We start from the raw sequence: 20,882 nt of genomic DNA on the forward strand, positions 1-20,882 counted from the left end.
TAAGCAAATTTAATGAAAATAAATCGAGTTATGTTTACAGGAATTGTGGAATCCTTCGGGATCGTCGAAAAAATCATCAAAGAGGGAGAGAATTTACATCTTACTATGACGGCTGCCATGGCGGGTGAATTAAAAATTGATCAAAGTGTTAGTCATAATGGGATTTGTCTAACCGTAGTGGATTTGACCGATTCATCGTATACGGTGACAGCGATTAAAGAGACCATAGAGAAAACGGCTATCGGAAATTGGAAAGTAGGGGATCGGGTCAATTTAGAACGTGCGATGATTTTGGGAGCGCGATTAGACGGGCATTTGGTTCAAGGACATGTTGATCAAACGGCGCGCTGTGTATCGATAGAAGATTCAGAGGGTAGTACCTATTTCGGTTTTGAGTACGATGAAAAACTTGCAAATTTAACCATTGAGAAAGGATCGATAACCGTAGATGGTACGAGTTTAACCGTAGTGGATTCAGGTCGAAATACTTTTAAAGTAGCTATTATACCATATACTCTGGCGCATACTTTGTTCGGTACTTACCAAGTAGGGAGTTTAGTAAATTTGGAATTTGATGTCATCGGCAAGTATGTTTCTAAAATGATGTCCTTGCGCTAAAATCTGCTGAAGAAATCCAACGGATATTAAAATTTTAACTGTTATAACGGGTGGAATATCGATGTGTTTTTTGTCTAACTCCTTAGAATACATTATATTTACTAGGTTGTGCAATCGTAAAAATATAATATTATGGAATATGCTTCAGAAACTTCAGGATGGAAAGACGATTTTTATCGCAAATATAGATTAACTACAGTACCAGAGCATTTATTGATTATAGGTAGTTTTTTAATCGAGGCCAATTACAAAAGCGACAGCAGTACTTTGAGGTCGAGGTTGGATCCGGCAAAGATTGAAAACATCTTGAATCAGGCTTGGTGCGTAGTAAGTTCTAGAAATGCCAAACAGCTTATCGAGAGTCTTTTAAACCTTCCGAGCGTTCACAATTACAAAGACGTTGCTGAGTCGGTCTTGATTCAACAAAAATCACATCCCAAATATCCCGTAGCCTCAGTCTTACTTGCAGAGCAGGGTAAGTTGTACCATTTTATTGATAAAAAATGCGAGACGAGGTTTTTTGATTGTGGCTACTCATTTAATCTAGAATCCTATGCTAAGATTACGAATATAGCAAGCTGGGACATTGAAAGAGCTGGGCTGATTATCCGATATGCTTTTACCATTGGCTGGCTTACCGAAGAAGAATCTGTTAATTATCTTAAAAGAGCCTATGCCGTTGCGGAACTGAATTATTCGAATTGGTGTCAATATTTCATCGGTTATCTAAAAGGTCGCGCCTTATTATTTGATACTTCAGAGGACGAATCCAGTAATTATATCTTGGTTTTAAATGAAATCATGCAACAGCCGGAAATTTATTTCCACCATTATCCCTTAACTCAAAGGAATTAATAATGGTAGTTTAGGTTAGATGGATGTTAAAATTCGTATAATGTGTGACTTTTACTTAAATCTGGTGTCTAAATTCTATTTGACCATTAGATAACGTAGTTATGGAGTTAGATTCGATAGGACATATTAATATTGAAGATGAAGAACTGGTGGCCTTGGTCATAGAGACTGGTGATACGTCCTATTTCGGGATCTTATACGACAGATATTCAAATTTAGTTTACAATAAGTGCAGGAGTTTTTCTGGATCTGATGCGATGGCTCAAGACTTGACACACGACATCTTTATACAATTGTTTGTTAAGTTGGATACTTTTAAGGGGAATTCAAAGTTTTCGACATGGCTGTTTTCTTTTACTTATAATCATTGTGTCAATTTTTATAACCGCGATTTAAAAAAGAAAAACCTAGAGACCGATTTAATAGACGAATATAATTACAGTATTCCCGTAGGGGAAACCGATATAGCGGATGAGGAAATTCTCGCTATGAATGCGGAAAAGTTGCAACGCGCACTAAAAATTGCTGAACCCGAAGAAAAAGTGGTGTTGCTTATGAAGTACCAAGATGACCTGTCTATAAAAACCATTGCTGAACAAGTTGGTATCGGTGAAAGTGCCGTAAAGATGCGGTTACATAGGGCAAAGAAAAGGGTTTTGGAAATCTATAATTCGTTGTAAAAATGGCAAATCCTTTTAAAAAAATTTTACATGATAAAAAGTTGCCCGAAATCATTAAAGTTCGGGTCACAGATAATGTTGCACTTATAAAATTATCTTTAGAAGTGGCGGAATTATTTGCGATAAAATTGCCAAATGTTATGGCAAGTTTACTTAAAGACACTCATACGGAAGACACAAAAACGGATAATTTTAACAAAACAACAAATGAATAGTTTCTCACAAACTTTAAACATAGACGACCCTTCTCAATTTATTGGTTCTTTGATTAATACCTTAGCTACCGGAGTATTAAAAGCTTTGGTTATTTTTCTTTACATTTTCCTGTGTTGGGGCAGTATTAAGTTGATTTCACTACTGACGAAGAAATTGTTCGTTTGGACTAGAATCGAAAAAATACAACATAATTTTAACGATAATGAGTTTTTAAACAAAGCTAAAATCAAGTTGAACTTGATGATGATTATTGATGCTTTTATAAAAGTTTTCTTCGCATTAGTTTTTATGGTTATCGGTGCGGATATGTTTGGATTAGAAATCGTTTCTGCGCAGGTAGGGAACTTTGTAGCATTAATTCCTCAATTCTTTATTTCCTTGCTGATTTTTATTTCGGGTTTATATTTGGCTTCTTGGCTAAAAAGAGCCATGATAAATTTTTTAGCTGTAGTAGGTTTTCGGGGAGCCAAGTTGTTAGGTCAGCTAGTTTTTTACGTGATGTTTCTCTTTGTTACTATTGTTGCGTTAAATCAAGCCGGAATAAATACCGATATAATTACTCATAATATATCAATCATTATAGGGGCTGTTTTTGTAGCAATCGCTTTATCACTTGGTATGGGATCCAAAGAATTGGTAACATTATTATTATATTCATTCTATGCGCGTAAGAACCTTAAAGTGGGTAAGCGAATTAGAATTAATGAGTTGGAAGGGATAATACTTTCCATTGATAATATATACCTATGTTTGGATATTTCAGGAAAAAACACCCTGATTCCGATAAAAAATGTTTCCTATAGTGTGATTGAATTTCTAGATAATTAGACTCGAATTCTTGAGTATGCATGGACTCTTAACGAAACAGTAGATTGATTACTGAAGTTACTGTCAAATCCTGATTTTTGTTGCTTGATGCCTCTGTAACGGTGGCTGTTTTAATTCTTGGTAGTGGTGTTTTTTTTTTTAGAACGGTGACTTTTTAAAGCTATAGTGTCTAAATAAATACAAACTAACTGTAAAGAAAAGCAAAGCCGTCTCTTGTAATATCTTTTAAGGGGATATGGCTAGGTAATTAAGAATCACAATACTATGAGCAAAATAACTTTTATCTACTGTGTTTTATTAATGGGATGTCCGATGTTGATTTTTTCTCAAACAGGACTGTATACTGTGACGCCTAAGGCAACTCTAGATGTCTCAAAAAACGAGAAAGTTTCGTCAGAGAGAGGAGTGATTATTCCTCGTTTATCTGGAGAAGAATTAGCAGAGAACGACGCCTTTTATGGAAGTGACCAAGAAGGTACTTTGATCTTTGTCACCGAAGGGGTTTCAAAAGAGAAGTCTACTCACAAGACTGTAGAAGTTACTAAAAAAGGAATGTATGTTTATCATCACGAGCCACATAGACAATGGAAACCTACAATTCGTGGTAAATCGCAGATGACTGATAATAAAGTCTTCGTCATTATTAATAGTGCGGGAACAAGACTAATGACGTCAGATACAGAGGCCATTAGATGGAGTTCGAGTTTTGATGGAGCTAATTCACATTTAATTTCCCTCCAAAATAATGCGACAGATATTGTTTTACCTCCTTTTAAAACCTTGAAAATACATGGGAGTATTCCTATTGGATTTGGCAGTGGCTCTGAAAGTCAGAAAAAAATAGCCTCTAGCCTGAGAAGTGATTTGATTTTAATAAATCAGCAGCCGGGTGTTGAGTTGTATAGCTCAAGCCCGGGTTTTGCCCGCTCATCCAATTATACAGCAACTAACCAAGGTGGGGCAACGCCAGCCGTGATGATTTTGTATACTGGAATAACTGGAGCTACCCTTAGAGCAAATGCAACGAGAGAAGGAAATAAACGGACTAATATAGCAGGTGGTGCCGCACATAACACCATAGGCACATATTTAATTATTGAGGAAATTTAAACTGAATTGTTTTCGTGTTCACGATAGTTCTTTACATGAAGTCATTAAAAAATAAATATTATAGATATATGAAAAATGTATTTATCGCATTTCTACTATTATGTTGTTGTAATCTCAATGCACAAATCGGAATAAATGAAAGAGAACCTAAAGTATCTCTACATATTAATAAACAGACTTCTGATGATCAGGCGGTGGGAGTTCTTTTTCCTAGACTGCCCGCAGATCAATTATCAACCAGATTAGCCGGGGAATTAGATGGGGTCTTGGTTTACGTTACGGAACCCGCTTCCAATCTGACCGGTGCTTTAAGAGAAGTTGTTCAAAGGGGGTATTATTATTACGATGCAAACTCTAATATATGGTCTTTATTAGGAAGACGTAACACTAATATTATAGAAGAGGACGGACTTATTTATGCTAAAATTTCGAGAAATGGTAGATATGCTTTAAAATATCCATCAAACAATAATAATACTAATTTCGTTGATAATTTTTTGACATGGCACGCTATCCAAGGAACCCCAAAATCCAATCTGATAAGCATCGATGCCGATCAAACTACTATCCGGTTTCCCAAAGGTCATTTGTTTAAAATTACGGCGATGATTAGTATTGTCTCAGCTAATAAGCCGGGATATGTAGTTACCCGATTTGAATCTCAAAGTTCGAAACCCCTTGAGGTGTCGTCATGGGGCTATCTTGAAACAAATAATGAAGCCTATCAAGACGGCGGAGTTGCGCACGCTACAACGGTGATTGATACGCATAGTCAGGAAATGGCTATACGATTAAATGCGCCAGTATATGGACATCGGTCAGGAAATCGTTTTCTGGAAATTGCAGGTAATGAAAACGAAGATCCATATTATTATACACATCTTATCATAGAAGAATTGTAATGGTTAAAACCCTAAAAAATGATAAAAACTACTATTCAGATTTTATGCTTATCTCTTTCATGGAGTGGATTTGCTCAAAATGTCGGGATGTATACTCATCAACCCAATGTTGATTTAGAAATTGCCACAAATGTTGACGACTTAATTCCGAATGGACTTATGGTGCCTAAGATTAGTGGAATGGACTTAAAAAACAAAGATCTTCTCTATAATAGCGATCAAGACGGAATCATGGTTTTTGTATTTGATCCATTATTAATCCCAGATATCGGTGGAAAAACAGAAAAAGTAACAGAACAAGGTTACTTTTACTACGATGCAATGAGAACCAAATGGGAAAAATTGGATCGATATACTAATGTGGTTGCAGAAAAAACAATTCTAAAAATTGATAAAAACGTGCAGCAGCAGGTCATGAATACCGGTACAGCAGTAAGCTGGAATGCAATCTCAGGAAAAAAGAATAGTGATAATGATGTTCTGCTCACAGGTGTGAATCAGTCGGTTATATCTATTGCGCCTGGTAAATCTTACAAATTGATGGCGATGGTTGGAATCGGATCAAATTCGGAAAGCACTTATTTAAAAACCCAATTTAAATTAGTAGAACCCTTAACTGCCAATGCACAACTTTACTTCAGTAGCCCTGGAACTAGTGAATCGAGCTCCTTAGCAAATTCCAAGGGAGCGGGAACGTATGCCGTGTGTTATTTGTATTCTGGTGATCTAGGCATTAAGTTAATGTTAGAAGCCCGCGGTCCAGTAGGTGGAACTGTAACCTATGTTGCTGGTCAATCAACTGGACAGCAAGAAGGAACACTAATAGTAATTCAAGAATTGTAGAGATAGGGAAATAGTGAGCGTCAGGTAATCTATAGTTGTTGTTCCTATTGTCTAAAGAAAGTTGATTAAGGTTTTACAACTGTTGAGCCTTTCCATAAAAAACAGGATTTAGTTATAAAAAATAACTAAATCCTGTTTTTTATTAAGTTAGATATCTGCCTTTTAGTGGAATAAAAGCGCCTCTGATTTAAAAACTCTCATATTTTTATTCTTTTAGTATTTTTAATTTTGGTGCGCTAAGTGTTTAATTGTTTTTTTTGAATTTACCTTATGTTTTTTAATAAAAAAACAGCAAGATAAGATCGTTTTTTGGCTTTTTTAGGCCTTTTTTTGTGACTTATTCTATATGACGTGTCTAAACGATTGAAAGAACGTTAAAAATAGATATTATGAAAAAAAAATTACTTTCAGTAGTTTTCTTATTAGGTATTGTAGCAACCGGGTATTCCCAAGTAGGGGTCGGAACGCAAATACCTAATGAATCATCACAATTGGATGTTGTAGCTTCGAATAAAGGGGTTTTAATACCGAGAGTTTCTCTAGTAAGTACTACAGATGAAACTACAATTAGTGCTGGGAATGTTAATAGTTTGTTGGTGTTCAATACCAATACTAACCTAGGGGCGGGCTACTACTATTGGATGAATAGTAAGTGGTTGCGACTGGTAAGTTTAGAAGACATCGAGGCTTTGCCTGCTCATAACACGGTAAATACAAAGTTATCCGTAAATCATACGGATAGTAAATTGGTTTTGGAAGATAGTGATGGAAATCAGGTAGAGGTGCTTCTAAGTGAGATTTTTAACCATGCTGATTTTGTTACGGCTATTACAGAAACGCACCTTACTGAGATTTTCAACAATCAAAACGTGATTAATGAGATCATCACCAATCTCAATAAAAAGTACGGATATGTGACTTACAATCCTGTGACCAAAAAATTTCAATATTATAATGATGATGGTTTACCGATCGATATAGATTGGAGTGATTTTAATACGACCAACGAATCGTTTACTATAGTTGGATCGGATTTGGTGATTACAGACACAGAAGGAAATACGGTAGCCGTAGCTCTAAAGGATATCTTCAGTCATGCTGATTTTGTTACAGCTATTACAGAAACGCACCGTACTGAGATTTTCAACAATCAAAACGTGATTAATGAGATCATCACCAATCTCAATAAAAAGTACGGATATGTGACTTACAATCCTGTGACCAAAAAATTTCAATATTATAATGATGATGGTTTACCGATCGATATAGATTGGAGTGATTTTAATACGACCAACGAATCGTTTACTATAGTTGGATCGGATTTGGTGATTACAGACACAGAAGGAAATACGGTAGCCGTAGCTCTAAAGGATATCTTCAGTCATGCTGATTTTGTTACAGCTATTACAGAAACCCACCTTACTGAGATTTTCAACAATCAAAACGTGATTAATGAGATCATCACCAATCTCAATAAAAAGTACGGATATGTGATTTACAATCCTGTGACCAAAAAATTTCAATATCACGACCCTTCAACTGGTTTAACCGATATCGATTGGAGTGATTTTAATACGACCAATAGAGATTTTGACGTCGATGATACGGGAACGCAGTTGGTGATTACAGATACTGATGGGGCTACAGTTCAGGTGGATTTAGAGGATATTTTTAGACATATTGATTTTGTTACGGCTATTACAGAAACGCACCTTACTGAGATTTTCAACAATCAAAACGTAATTAATCAGATCATCACCAATCTACATGAAAAGTACGGATATGTGGTTTACAACCCTGTAACCAACCAATTCCAATATTATAACGATGCGGGTGTATTGACCGATATTGATTGGAGCGATTTGAATACGACCAACCAATCGTTTACTATAGATGGATCGGATTTGGTGATTACAGATACAGCTGGCAATACGGTAGCGGTTGCGCTAAAAGAAATCTTTAATCATGCTGATTTTGTTACGGCTATTACAGAAACGCACCTTACTGAGATTTTCAACAATCAAAACGTGATTAATGAGATCATCACCAATCTCAATAAAAAGTACGGATATGTGGTTTACAACCCTGTGACCAAAAAATTCCAATATTATAATGATGATGGTTTACCGATCGATATCGATTGGAGTGATTTTAATACGACCAACCAATCGTTTACTATAGTTGGATCGGATTTGGTGATTACAGACACAGAAGGAAATACGGTAGCCGTAGCTCTAAAGGATATCTTCAGTCATGCTGATTTTGTTACAGCTATTACAGAGACGCACCTTACTGAGATTTTCAACAATCAAAACGTGATTAATGAGATCATCACCAATCTCAATAAAAAGTACGGATATGTGATTTACAACCCTGTAACCAACAAATTACAATATTATAATGATGATGGTTTACCAACCGATATAGATTGGTCGAGTATAAATACCACCAACGTTTCTCTTACTGTTGATTCCACAGGAGAATTCTTGACACTGAAGGATTCCGATGGGAATAATGTAGATGTTGCCTTAGCAAGCCTTCAAGCATCAAGACCATGGAATAAGCAAAATAATACCACTCCGGCTGTAAGTTACTTAGAGGACATTTACCAGCAAGGTAGTGTAGCGGTGGGAACGTCTGTAATTCCTAGCCTAAATATAGGCGGTGTTGAACAAGATGTGAAATTCCACGTAGCAGGAAATATCAGTACAACGGGTAAGTTGTATACGACAAACAGTGTCTATGCGGATTATGTTTTCGAGAATTATTTTAATGGGTATTCCGATATAAATAATAATTACGAATTTAAGTCTTTGGATTATGTTAAGTCTTTTATTGCAGAAAACAATCACCTTCCAGGTGTAACTAAAATATCAGATTTGAACAAGACTGATGCCGGTTATTCATTTGATATGACGGAATTGAGCATTCAGCAATTGGAAAAAATTGAAGAGTTATTTTTGCACAGCATTGAGCAACAAGATTTAATTGACAGACAAGAAGCGGAAATCAATCAATTAAAATCAGAATCTGAGTTGATGAAGGAAAGATTAACACGCTTGGAAAATCAGTTATTCAATTCAATATAGAGTGCTATTGATGCCGTTATTGTATCATTTACAAGTAGAAAAACCCTGCCCGCTAAGAATCGGTAAACAGGGTTTTTTACCACAAACTTGGTGAACACAAAATAACGTCTATTTCGGTGCATCTAAAGCATTTATTTGATCTAGCACACAGCATTAATGTTGGCTGTACTGTTTTAAAATAAATATAAAATCAATGAATATATGTATAAATATATAGCGTTTTTGATAGGAAGTGGAGCGGTAGCGCAGCATGTACCAATCGTCGCTAATGAAGGTATACTGACAATATCCTCTCAAACGGAGGTCTCTACGTTATTCAAATTCGAAAACAAGAAGGATGCTTCGGTATCTAATGATGGGAGTGTTTTTTTTTATTCTGATTTTCAGAATGAAGGTCTATACACTTTTAATGATAAGAAAAAGACTTCTTATGCTGTTTTTCAACCCTATCAAGACGAAGCTAAAAGTCAAAAAATAACGGGAACAGCTCCTAGTTATTTCTACGATGTTTTGTTTAACAACAGGTCTGTAACGAATGGTTTTGTTTTGGAAAACGACATGAGTATTGAGGGTACTGCTAATTTTACTGCAGGTATTGTTCAAGTGGATGCTTTGTCTGGAGCTCTGGTTTTTGAGAAGCAAGCAAAGCACATCAATACATCTGATAAAAGCCATGTTCATGGAGCGGTGGAGAAGGTAGAACAACGCAAAGAAGCTTTTGTTTTTCCAATTGGCGATGGAAACTACTTTAGACCGGCCCACATTAGTGCGACAAAGGATATTAAAGATGCTTTTTTAAGTCAATATCACTTTGATAACCCGACTATATCTCATCCATATCACAATATGGCAACGGAGATGATTGATGTAGTCAACGATAAGGAATATTGGACCATCGAAAGAGCAGGTCCAGGAGCTAATAATATCGTCCTGACGTTAAGTTGGCACGATCGCACCACTGCTGAAAGCATTTTAAAACAAGAAAATGACGCGCTGAACTTGCATATAGTGCGATGGGATGAGGCTCAAAAGAAATGGATCGATGAAGGAGGTATTGTCGATAGGGATTTAAAGACTGTTACCACGCCCACGGTTGTTGATCAATATGGAATATTTACCCTTGCCCGTCTTAAGGCTATGGATAATAATCAACTAGAGATTTACAATGCCGTAGCGACCAATAGTACAAATGGAAACGACTTTTTTCGTATAGAAAATATAAATAATTTCCCGAACAATACGGTTGAAATTTACAACAGATGGGGAGTTAAAGTTTATGGAACCCAAAACTATAACAGCAAGGGTAATGTATTTCGCGGTATTTCCGAGGGAAGGGGTACTCTCAATAAATCGGATAAGTTACCTTCCGGTACTTACTACTATATAATCAATTACGAATATGATGATGGTACCGGTAAGCGAATGATTAAAAAAGCGGGTTACCTTCATTTGGAAAATAACTAAAAGATCAAAAAAATGAAATTAGATAGTATAGGAAAAGGGGTTTTGATTAGTTTTTTGACGTGGATTGGAACTCTTAATATACAGGCACAAAGTGATGCTCAATACACCCAGTATATGTATAATACGATCAATGTAAACCCAGCGTATGCTGGCTCACGTGGCGTGATGAGCGTTTTTGGACTTCATCGTGCACAATGGGTTGGACTTGAAGGGGCTCCAAACACGACCGCACTTTCGGTAAATACGCCTTTGGGTGATTCGAAATTAGGCCTTGGAGTTTCATTTCTCAACGATAATATCGGGGCTATGAATGAGAATAATATTGCGATAGATCTTTCTTATACCCTACAACTCCAAGGACAATTAAAATTGTCTTTTGGACTAAAAGGTACTGTAAATTTGTTAAATGTGGATTATACCAAACTGAACATATATCATCCCAATGATGATATGTTTAGCAATAATATCAACAATCAATTCACTCCCAATATTGGGGCTGGATTATATTTGTATTCAGACAAATCGTATCTCGGAGTTTCGGTGCCTAATTTTTTAGAGAGCGATCGCTACAATGATAACGCCTACGTGCTGATGAAGCAGAAAATGAATTTTTACTTGATTGGAGGACATGTTTTTGACTTAAGTCCGAATCTGAAGTTTAAACCCGCTTTTTTAGCTAAGGCGGTCTCGGGAGCACCTCTTCAAGTAGATTTTTCAACCAATTTTATGATCTCAGAAGTGTTTGTAATAGGAGGGGCATACCGTTGGGACGCCGCTTTGAGCGGATTAGTTGGGGTTCAAATTAGCGATGGGCTATTTGTTGGATACAGCTATGATGCTGAAACCACCAAACTAGCTCGTTATAATTCTGGCTCACACGAGATTTTTTTGCGATTTGAATTGATCAGACGTTTCAACCGAATCACTTCACCACGATTCTTTTAAATGTGCCATTTATGAAAAAAACATTACATAAATATATATATGCCTTCTATTTGTTATTTGCTATAACCGCGTTTTCTCAAGACAGAAAACAGCTTAGAGCAGATAAAGACTATGAACATTTTGCTTATATAGATGCGATTAAACTGTACGAACGCTTGGCTGAAAAAGGACATGAAAACCCCAAATTATACCAACGTTTGGGGAATGCTAATTACTTTAACGGACAGTTGAAAGAAGCGAACAGCTGGTATCATAAGCTGTTTGAATTAACCAAGGAACTGCCTTCGGAATATTTCTTTCGATATGCGCAAACTCTTAAGGCCGTCGAGGATTATCAAAAGGCAGATAAAATTCTTGAGATTTTCGCAGCAAAAGAATTAGCCGATCAACGATCTAAATTAATACTTGAAAATAGAGACTATCTTGAACAGATTACCGCTAACTCAGGTAGATATGATTTGACAATCCTGAATATCAATTCCGCCTATGCTGATTTTGGTAGTATGGTTTATGACGATAAATTGATTTTTGCTTCTGCTCGAGACACAGGAAGCGTGGTTAAGCGAATTCATCGTTGGACCAATCAACCGTTTACGAGTTTATATCAGGCTGAAATCAAAGGGGATGGGCACTATGGAAAGGTGAAGAAATTCGCAACTTCTACCCAAAGCAAGTTTAACGAATCGACGCCAACCTTTACAGCTGATGGAAACACGATGTTCTTTACTAGAAATAACTACAATAAAGGGGTGCGGGGTAGAGATGCAGACGGTACAACTTTGTTGAAAATATATCGCTCGGATAAAAAGGGAAATCAATGGAGCAAAGCTGTGGAATTGCCTTTCAATGGAGATCATTTTAGTACAGCCCATCCAGCATTGACTTCCGATGACAAATGGCTGTATTTTGCTTCCGATCGACAAGGTGGCCAGGGGCAGTCTGATTTGTATAAAGTGGCCATCTTAAACGATGGAAAATTCGGGCCGCCCATTAATTTAGGGTCTGAAATTAATACCGGCGGGCGAGAGAGTTTCCCTTTTATCACAGCAGAAAACGAACTGTACTTTTCCTCTGACGGACATCCGGGATTAGGAGGCCTTGACATTTTTGCAGTTAAAATTTTGACAGATGGAACTTTCGGGAAGGTAAAAAATATTGGAGCACCTGCAAATACGGCCGCAGACGATTTTGGCTTTATGATAAACAACACTACTAAAAGAGGTTTTTTAAGCTCGAATAGAAGTAAAGGTTATGGCAATGATGATATCTATGCCGTTTATGAAACGCGCAGCTTGGTGTTAGACTGTCTACAAACTATTAAAGGGATGGTTTATGAAAAGAAAAGCACGGAAAGGGTTGCTCAAGTTAAGGTGAGGTTGCTCGATCGAGATTTCAAAGTGTTGGCAGAGGTTTTTACCGATGAAAAGGGCTTATATCAATTTGATGATTTGACCTGTGGAACTCGATATAGAGTTAACGCCAGTATTGAGGAGTATAATACTGCAGAAGTTACCGTGGACCTTCCCAATCAAGAAGGCATTACCCAAGTAGATTTCGGTTTAGAAAAAACGAAAATCAAGGTAGTCAAAGGAGATGATTTATTTAATGTATTAGAATTATTGCCGATTTATTTTGATTTTAATAAGTTTGATATTCGAGCTGATGCTACTGTGGAACTGGTTAAAATTGTTGAGGTACTAGAGCAATACCCTTTGATGAAAATCGATATTCGCTCCCATACAGACAGTAGAGGAAATGATGCATATAATTATAAACTTTCTGGCCAAAGAGCCCATGCTACGCGGGATTGGATTGTTAAACAAGGGATTGACCCTTCTCGAGTTACGGCGAAAGGATATGGGGAAACTCAATTGATTAATCATTGTTCAAATGGCGTAAAGTGTTCAGATGAACAACATCAAGAGAATAGACGTAGTGAATTTATTGTTACAGAATTGTAATTTTATATAGTTGTAGTTTTAAGACCCCTAGCTTTGGCTTGGGGTTTTTTTTGAATAGCTCAGTTTGAAAAATACGGACTTTATTTGTGTGGAAAATAAAAGGTAAATCTTATAAAGATTTTTAGATTTGTAAAAAAAAGATCCATGATAAAACCTGATTACTTAAAAGAAGGTGATACTGTTGCGATTGTGTGCACAGCAAGAAAGTTTTCATTAATTGAAGCAGAGCCAGCAATAGCATTATTAGAAAGCTGGGGACTTAAAGTAAGGCTGGGAACGACTATTGGTTTGGATAATTTTCAATTGGGGGGCAACGACCAGCAGCGAATTGCTGATGTTCAAAATCAGCTTGATGACGTAAATGTAAAAGCTATTTGGTGCGCTAGAGGCGGATACGGTACCGTGCGTATTATCGATCATTTGAATTTTGATCAATTTCTGAAAGCACCCAAATGGATTATTGGTTTTAGCGATGTAACCGTACTTCATAGTCATATACACAATATAGGCGTAGAAACCTTACATGCAATTATGGCCTTTAGCGTAGTAAATACCGCGGTAGAGTCTATAAAATCACTTCAAGACATGGTGTTTGGTAAGAAGGTGTCTTATCAAATTGAAGCCCGTCCATGGAACCGTGTAGGAACTGTTACGGGACAATTGATCGGAGGTAATTTATCCATACTTTATAGTTTAACTGGATCGCCGTCCGCAATGAATACAGCCGGTAAAATTTTATTTATCGAAGATCTCGATGAGTACATATACCACATCGATCGTATGATGTATAATCTGGATCGAAATTATTTTTTCAAAAACCTCAAGGGTCTTATTGTTGGAGGAATGACCGAAATGAAAGACAACTCCATTCCATTTGGAATGCAGGCACACGAAATTATTTTAGCGATTAGTGAGAAATATGATTTTCCCATTTGTTTCGATTTTCCTGCCGGGCATTTAAAGGAGAATTTGGCACTAAAGTTTGGACATGAAGTGGTTTTAGATATACAGCAAGAAAAGGTCACTTTGGGATTTTTATAACCGACTATTATGGCAGATCACAATGACTTGGGAAGATTGGGAGAGAAAAAAGCCGTTGAGTTCTTAGTGAATAAGGGATATGTCATATTGGAGTGTAATTGGCGTTATAGAAAGTTGGAAATTGATGTTATAGCCCTTAAAGATAATATTCTCGTTGTCGTAGAAGTGAAAACCCGTTCTTCTTCAGGTTTCGGTTTGCCGCAAGACTCCATAACTAAAGCCAAAATTCGTCACTTGATTCAAGCGATCAATCAATATGTAAAGATGCAGTCACGTCAGGAGGAAATTCGATTTGATATACTCGCGATAATTAAACGGAATGATGACTATACGATAGAACATTTAGAAGATGCTTTTTATCCTTTTTAAATTTCACTTGCAGTAGTACAGAAACAATTTTATATTTGCGCTGTTCTTATTCAGTCTAAATATTTTTATCGCCATTTTATAGGTCGTAATTATAATGCGCTATTTAATAAGAATTACATATTAAATCGCCGTTTTATTTTTGTGGTTTGCAAATATTCACGAAAATAGATAAAACGATGAGATATGGACTTAATGTAAAAATAAGCAGTATATATGAAAAATCCTAAGAAATACGGGTTTAGGAAGTTGATGAATGATCTTCATCTTTGGTTGGGCGTTGCTAGTGCTTTGGTGCTTTTTGTTGTTTGTTTATCCGGAACGATCTATACGTTTAGGTCGGAAGTAGAGCAATGGCTAGAGCCAGAGAAATATTCCATAGCTGAGGTGTTACCATCGAAATACAGTGTTGAAGACCTTATGGTATTTGTAGAAGCTGAGACTAAGGGAAAAGTCACCAGGGTGGTTACTGAGTCAGAAGCCGATAAGCCTTATGTGTTTTCTGTAAGTGCTGGTGAAAAAGGTAAACGAGATGATAGTTTTTCGGTCAACCCCTATACTAAAGAAATTTTAGGGTCAGGAAAAAGTGTTGCCGCCCCGTTTTTTGGAGAGGTTATGAAATTGCACCGTTGGTTGTTGTTTGACTCTTCGATCGGTAGACCCATAGTGGGAATCGCAACGCTGATTTTTGTCGTATTGTCTATCACGGGATTATTTTTGTGGTTTCCCAAAAAAATCAAGGGTTGGAAAAGTATGAAGCCGGGTTTTAAAATAAAATTTAAGGCAAAATGGAAGCGGGTCAATCACGATCTTCACAATACTTTAGGCTTCTATACCTTGCTCGTCGTATTGATTATGGCAGTGACTGGTTTATGTTGGTCATTTGAATGGTATAGAGCGGGGTTAAGTCAGCTGTTGGGGGTAAAAGTGTTTGGAGGAAGAGATGAGGTTAAGCCAGAGTCTGTTTGGAAAGAAGATGCTAAATCGTTGACTTATTCGCAAGCCATAGCTTTAGCCGATGAAAACTTCCCATATCAAGGACAAACGACCGTTTCTTTTCCTAAAGGAGAGAAAGGGGCTTTTGAAATTCAGAAAAAAGACCGTAATCGATTTAACAAAACCGCCTATGATAGGATGTTTGTAGATCAGTTTTCGGGTGAAATCATAAAGAAGGAGCTGTTTGATGATAAAAAAATGGGTGATAAAGTCGCCTCGCAGATTAAGGCCATTCACTTAGGAGATATCTATGGGCTGTTTTCAAAAATCCTTTATTTTATTGTCTGTCTTATTGCTACCAGTCTGCCTATTACAGGGGTTTTTATTTGGATCAACAAGATGAAAAAAAAGCCATCCAAGAAAACGGTTCAAGTATAACAATACTTTGTGAAAGACGAACATAGCGAGTAAAGTAAAAAAATCGTAACTTTGTTGAATAACTTATTTTTAAAGAGTATGTATCCAGAAGAAATTGTAAAACCTATGCGTGCGGAACTAGTTGAAGCAGGCTTTCAAGAATTATATACAGCTGAAGATGTAGAAAACGCTTTGGCTCAAAAAGGAACAACATTTGTTGTCGTAAACTCTGTTTGTGGGTGTGCTGCACGTAATGCTAGACCTGCGGCGAAGATGAGTTTGATGGGAGATAAAAAACCAAATCAAATTGTAACGGTTTTTGCTGGAGTAGATAAAGAAGCAGTTGATGCTGCTCGTTTACACATGTTCCCTTTTCCTCCTTCTTCACCGTCTATGGCGTTGTTTAGAGATGGAGAATTAGTTCATGTATTAGAAAGACATCATATAGAAGGACATCCCGCGGAGACCATCGCAGAGAATCTTAAGGATGCTTTTAACGAATACTGTTAATATAAAGACCACCTTTTAGGTGGTTTTTTTATTAAAAACGTATATTTGCTCCATTCAATCTATATATAGCGACGTGCAAAAACTCATTTCATACCCGATAAGCATCATTTTTTTATGTTGCTTCTTAATTTGCTTACTGGTATTTCATCCTATTCAATGGCTTTGTTTAAAGCTATCTGGATACCAAGCGCATAAAAAGAGTGTGGATTATTTGAATTTTTTATTGTTGAGGTGTACAAATATTTTGGGTACAACCTATACGGTTAAGAATCTCGATTTAGTTCCTGATAATGTGCCGATCATATTCGTTGCCAATCATCAAAGTATGTTTGATATTCCTTGTATAATTTGGAATTATAGAAGGTCTCATCCTAAATTTGTCAGTAAAAAAGAATTGGGTAGAGGAATACCGAGTATTTCATATAATTTAAGACATGGTGGTTCCGTTCTAATTGATAGGAAAGACTCGAAACAGGCATTGACGGCAATTAAAGAGTTGGGGGTTTATATACAAAAGAACAAGAGAGCTGCGGTGATATTTCCGGAAGGAACGCGTAGCAGAGATGGGAAACCGAAGCGTTTTTCGGAGAATGGAATGAAAATTTTGTGTAAATACGCTCCTGATGCGGTGGTAGTACCGATCACCATCAATAATTCTTGGAAATTATTGCGATTTGGGAAATTTCCCTTGGGATTAGGTAATCGCGTTGAGGTGATAACTCACGCGCCCTTAGTGGTAAAAGAATTTGATTTTGAGTCCCTTTTTATAGAGACCGAAAATAGGATAAAGACAGCAGTAAAATAAATATACATACACCACTTGATGCTCAAACAAACCAGATCAGCAAAAGTATTTAAGCTTGGTGAAATAAATAGAAATTATGTCAATTAAAAATGTTCGCCTAGAAGTAATGCAATTTCTAGAAAAAAATATTGATAGTTTCGTTGAGAACTATTTAATACCAGTTGAGAAAATTTGGCAACCGTCCGATTTGTTACCGGATTCTCAAAGCGAGACCTTCTTTGAAGATGTGAAGGAGCTCAGAGAGTTTGCTAAGGAGCTGCCTTATGACTTTTGGGTTGTTTTGGTAGGAGATACCATCACGGAGGAGGCTTTGCCTACTTATGAGTCTTGGTTGATGGATGTGGAAGGGATTGATCAGAAAACGGATAACGGTTGGGGAAAATGGATCAGACAATGGACCGGTGAGGAAAATCGTCATGGAGATCTATTGAATAAATACTTGTACTTATCTGGAAGGGTAAATATGAAAGAAGTTGAAATCACAACGCATCATTTATTAAATGATGGTTTTGATCCGGGAACGGATCGCGATCCTTATAAGAACTTTGTATTTACTAGTTTTCAAGAATTGGCTACTTATGTTTCTCACAACAGAGTTGCGCAATTGGCTAAGAAATATGGAGATCACAAATTATCGAAAATCTGTAGGTTAATTGCTGGTGACGAAATGAGACACCATCATGCATATACAGAATTTGTTGATCGTATTTTTAAAGTGGATCCTAGTGAAATGATGTTGGCTTTTCATTATATGATGAAGAGAAAGATCACCATGCCTGCCAACTTGATTAGAGAATCGGGTGGGAAGATCGGTGATGCTTTTGAGCAATTCTCCGATTCAGCACAGCGTATTGGAGTGTATACTGCTATGGACTATGTCGATATCATGCAGAAATTAATAGATAAATGGCAAATTGATAAAGTGAACAATTTGACAGATGAAGCAGAAAAAGCGAGAGATTACTTGATGAAATTACCAGGGCGTATGACGAAAATTGCAGAGAGAATGGTGATTACACGAGAGCCTCATGTGTTTAAATGGGTTCAACCAGCAATTATTAAATAAAAGTATTTCATGGAAGAGTTGGTTGAGAAAACTACTGCTTTTGTAAGAATAGAATTGGAAGGTGCTGAAGGAGGACACGATTGGTTTCACATAGAACGCGTTTATAAGAATGCGATGTTAATTGCTGAGAAGAGTCCGAAATGTGATTTTTTAGTAGTGAAATTATCAGCGCTTTTACACGATATAGCAGACAGCAAATTTAATGGCGGGGATGAGCAGGTTGGGCCTAATAAGGCACGCTTGTTCCTTGAGTCTATCGGTGTCTGCGAAGAAGTGGTGACGCATGTGATCCGTATTATTGAAAACATCTCTTTTAAAGGGGGGAATTTTGAAAAGAAGTTTAACTCTCTGGAGTTGCAGATCGTGCAAGATGCAGATCGGCTAGATGCTTTGGGTGCTATTGGCATTGCTCGTGCATTTAACTATGGAGGGTTTAAAAATAGAATTCTTTACGACCCTAATGTAGCGCCAAAAATGGCGATGACTAAGGAGGAATATAAAATGGACAACGGGCCAACATTAAATCATTTTTATGAAAAATTGTTGTTGCTAAAAGATCGAATGAATACCCAAGCGGCTAAGGAGATTGCTCAGGAGAGGCATCGGTTTATGGAGCTTTTTTTGGCGCAGTTTTACGGTGAATGGGATGGAATTAAATAAAAAATGGGGCTTGTCTTTGTAGACGAGCCCCTTTTTTTGTTTGTATTTTTTTTGTCCATTTGTTGAATGGAATAGGCGCAAATCTGCGCAAGCCTCTATTGTATCTTAAAGGTTAGTACTGAAGTTGTAGAGTGGTTAACTAAGTCTTCGGTGATACTGCCGTTAAGAAAGTGAGAGATGCCTTTTCTGCCGTGTGTGCTGAGTCCAATGAGGTCGGCATCTATTTTTTTGGCGTAATTTAGTATACCTTTTTCGATATTGATATCGTTGTAAATGGTCAATTCAAATTCGTTCTCTGTAATGTCGGACAAGAAGTTTTCCAATTGCTCTTCGGCAGCTTGTGTCGTCTTGAAGCTGTTAGGTGTGTTAACCATTAAAAGATGTAATTTAGAGCCAAATACCTTGTTGAATTTTAGGGCTTTTAAGAAAGGAGCTTTCATTCCCTCTGAAAAGTCAGAAGCAAATACAAAGTTCTTTACTTCAAAATGATTGGTGTTTTCTTTAATAACTAATACAGGTACGTCAGAAGAGCGAACCACTTTTTCGGTATTGGATCCGATAAACATTTCTTTTGCTCCGCTAGCGCCATGAGATCCCATGATGATTAAATCTACGTCATTGACTTCGGCAACTGTGATTACACCTAAAAAAGTTCTGTCCAATTTTAGTACTTGTGAAACTTGGAGTCCCTCAAGAACTGGCGATAGGGCTAATTGAGTTAGTCGGTTTTCAGCAGCATTTTTAAAAAACATGACCTCAGGAATTTCTGCGCCTATCGATATTTCATCTGTAGCTTGTTGTGGTAATTCTATAATGTGTAATAATATGACTTCCGCATGGCATTTTTTAGCGATCAAGGCTGCGGCATGAAGTGCGCTATTTGCATGGGGAGAGAAATCCGTAGGTACTAGTATTTTTTTCATAGTTTTTATTAAGGGTATTGAAATTAATAGGTTTTATTTCTAATTTATAAAGTTAATAATATAATTATCAATTATCAAAAGTTTTAATTGTATAAAAAAAATAGTATCTTTGTGGCGTTATTTATTAGTTAAACTAAATAATGAGGGGACGGGTGTCCCCTCTTTTTATAGAAATATGACATTTAAAGAAAAAGTAAAAGAGTTGTTGAATCAGGGGTTGGAAGAGCATCCGTCATTATTTTTGATTGATTTCTCAATTTCCGACGACGGCAAAGTCAGTGTGATTATTGATGGCGACCAAGGTGTGACATTACAGGATTGTATTGATATAAATCGTGCAATAGACCACAATTTAGATCGAGAAGAGCACGATTTTTCTTTAGAAGTGGCTTCGGCAGGTGCTACAAGACCTTTGCAGTTACCTAGACAATATAAAAAAAATGTTGGAAGAAAACTAAAAATAACAACCCTCGACCAAACGGTGTTTGAAGCAACGTTGGTTGATTCGGATGAGGAAAACCTATTTTTAGAGTGGAAGGCCAGAGAGCCTAAAGCTGTAGGTAAAGGGAAAGTAACCGTTGAAAAAAAGGTTAGTCTTCCCATTTCGGATGTTAAAGAAGCGATTGTTATAATTTCATTTTAAAAAT

At 36.8% G+C, this 20,882-nt stretch carries 21 protein-coding genes; 20 read left to right on the plus strand and 1 reads right to left on the minus strand.

Going from position 1 to position 20,882, the window contains the following annotated elements; all coding sequences use genetic code 11:
* Positions 1–30: 30 nt before the first annotated feature.
* From L1275_RS12355 to L1275_RS12445, 19 genes are all read left to right on the plus strand, one after another.
* Positions 31–618 (plus strand): riboflavin synthase, encoded by a 588-nt coding sequence (locus L1275_RS12355; protein WP_253473624.1) that lies wholly within the window; start codon positions 31–33, stop codon positions 616–618.
* A gap of 132 nt (positions 619–750) precedes the next feature.
* Positions 751–1,473: a DUF1266 domain-containing protein gene (locus tag L1275_RS12360; protein WP_253473627.1), complete on the plus strand. Its 723-nt coding sequence runs from the start codon at positions 751–753 to the stop codon at positions 1,471–1,473.
* Between the two features lie 101 nt (positions 1,474–1,574).
* Positions 1,575–2,153 carry an RNA polymerase sigma factor gene (locus tag L1275_RS12365; RefSeq protein ID WP_253473630.1) on the plus strand — a complete coding sequence of 193 codons (579 nt, stop codon included), beginning with the start codon at positions 1,575–1,577 and terminating at the stop codon, positions 2,151–2,153.
* 2 nt (positions 2,154–2,155) lie between these two features.
* Positions 2,156–2,368, plus strand: coding sequence for a hypothetical protein (locus L1275_RS12370; RefSeq protein ID WP_253473633.1), 213 nt, complete (start codon positions 2,156–2,158; stop codon positions 2,366–2,368).
* Positions 2,361–3,197: a hypothetical protein gene (locus L1275_RS12375; protein WP_253473636.1), complete on the plus strand. Its 837-nt coding sequence runs from the start codon at positions 2,361–2,363 to the stop codon at positions 3,195–3,197. The genes L1275_RS12370 and L1275_RS12375 overlap by 8 nt, the downstream gene beginning before the upstream one ends.
* 264 nt (positions 3,198–3,461) lie before the next feature.
* Entirely contained in the window at positions 3,462–4,307 is an 846-nt protein-coding gene (locus tag L1275_RS12380; protein WP_253473639.1) for a hypothetical protein, read from the plus strand.
* A gap of 68 nt (positions 4,308–4,375) precedes the next feature.
* On the plus strand, positions 4,376–5,209 hold the full coding sequence (locus L1275_RS12385) for a hypothetical protein (RefSeq protein ID WP_253473642.1): 834 nt from the start codon (positions 4,376–4,378) through the stop codon (positions 5,207–5,209).
* Between the two features lie 18 nt (positions 5,210–5,227).
* Entirely contained in the window at positions 5,228–6,052 is an 825-nt protein-coding gene (locus L1275_RS12390; protein ID WP_253473645.1) for a hypothetical protein, read from the plus strand.
* Positions 6,053–6,441: 389 nt separating this feature from the next.
* Complete coding sequence (locus L1275_RS12395; RefSeq protein WP_253473648.1) at positions 6,442–9,141, plus strand: hypothetical protein; 2,700 nt, start codon at positions 6,442–6,444, stop codon at positions 9,139–9,141.
* A 201-nt stretch (positions 9,142–9,342) separates the two neighbouring features.
* Positions 9,343–10,605, plus strand: a complete 1,263-nt coding sequence (locus L1275_RS12400) for a gliding motility-associated C-terminal domain-containing protein (RefSeq protein WP_253473651.1) — start codon at positions 9,343–9,345, stop codon at positions 10,603–10,605.
* A gap of 12 nt (positions 10,606–10,617) precedes the next feature.
* On the plus strand, positions 10,618–11,550 hold the full coding sequence (locus tag L1275_RS12405; protein ID WP_253473654.1) for a type IX secretion system membrane protein PorP/SprF: 933 nt from the start codon (positions 10,618–10,620) through the stop codon (positions 11,548–11,550).
* An 11-nt stretch (positions 11,551–11,561) separates the two neighbouring features.
* Entirely contained in the window at positions 11,562–13,511 is a 1,950-nt protein-coding gene (locus tag L1275_RS12410; protein WP_253473657.1) for an OmpA family protein, read from the plus strand.
* Between the two features lie 144 nt (positions 13,512–13,655).
* Positions 13,656–14,552 carry an LD-carboxypeptidase gene (locus L1275_RS12415; RefSeq protein WP_253473660.1) on the plus strand — a complete coding sequence of 299 codons (897 nt, stop codon included), beginning with the start codon at positions 13,656–13,658 and terminating at the stop codon, positions 14,550–14,552.
* 9 nt (positions 14,553–14,561) lie between these two features.
* On the plus strand, positions 14,562–14,921 hold the full coding sequence (locus L1275_RS12420) for a YraN family protein (protein WP_253473663.1): 360 nt from the start codon (positions 14,562–14,564) through the stop codon (positions 14,919–14,921).
* A gap of 213 nt (positions 14,922–15,134) precedes the next feature.
* On the plus strand, positions 15,135–16,292 hold the full coding sequence (locus L1275_RS12425) for a PepSY domain-containing protein (protein WP_253473666.1): 1,158 nt from the start codon (positions 15,135–15,137) through the stop codon (positions 16,290–16,292).
* A 78-nt stretch (positions 16,293–16,370) separates the two neighbouring features.
* Positions 16,371–16,781 carry a BrxA/BrxB family bacilliredoxin gene (locus L1275_RS12430; RefSeq protein WP_253473813.1) on the plus strand — a complete coding sequence of 137 codons (411 nt, stop codon included), beginning with the start codon at positions 16,371–16,373 and terminating at the stop codon, positions 16,779–16,781.
* Between the two features lie 73 nt (positions 16,782–16,854).
* Positions 16,855–17,586: a 1-acyl-sn-glycerol-3-phosphate acyltransferase gene (locus L1275_RS12435; protein ID WP_253473668.1), complete on the plus strand. Its 732-nt coding sequence runs from the start codon at positions 16,855–16,857 to the stop codon at positions 17,584–17,586.
* A gap of 76 nt (positions 17,587–17,662) precedes the next feature.
* Positions 17,663–18,652: an acyl-ACP desaturase gene (locus L1275_RS12440; RefSeq protein WP_253473671.1), complete on the plus strand. Its 990-nt coding sequence runs from the start codon at positions 17,663–17,665 to the stop codon at positions 18,650–18,652.
* Between the two features lie 9 nt (positions 18,653–18,661).
* Positions 18,662–19,312 (plus strand): HD domain-containing protein, encoded by a 651-nt coding sequence (locus L1275_RS12445; protein ID WP_253473674.1) that lies wholly within the window; start codon positions 18,662–18,664, stop codon positions 19,310–19,312.
* Between the two features lie 95 nt (positions 19,313–19,407).
* On the opposite strand, the gene L1275_RS12450 is transcribed toward L1275_RS12445, so the two are convergent.
* A complete protein-coding gene (locus L1275_RS12450) occupies positions 19,408–20,235 on the minus strand; it encodes a universal stress protein (RefSeq protein WP_253473677.1) in 828 nt (275 codons plus the stop codon).
* A gap of 175 nt (positions 20,236–20,410) precedes the next feature.
* On the opposite strand from L1275_RS12450, the gene rimP reads away from it, so the two are divergent.
* Positions 20,411–20,878: a ribosome assembly cofactor RimP gene (rimP, locus tag L1275_RS12455; protein WP_253473815.1), complete on the plus strand. Its 468-nt coding sequence runs from the start codon at positions 20,411–20,413 to the stop codon at positions 20,876–20,878.
* Positions 20,879–20,882: the final 4 nt, after the last annotated feature.

The sequence above is a fragment of the Flavobacterium sp. HSC-61S13 genome (assembly GCF_024171535.1).
Taxonomy (GTDB): domain Bacteria; phylum Bacteroidota; class Bacteroidia; order Flavobacteriales; family Flavobacteriaceae; genus Flavobacterium.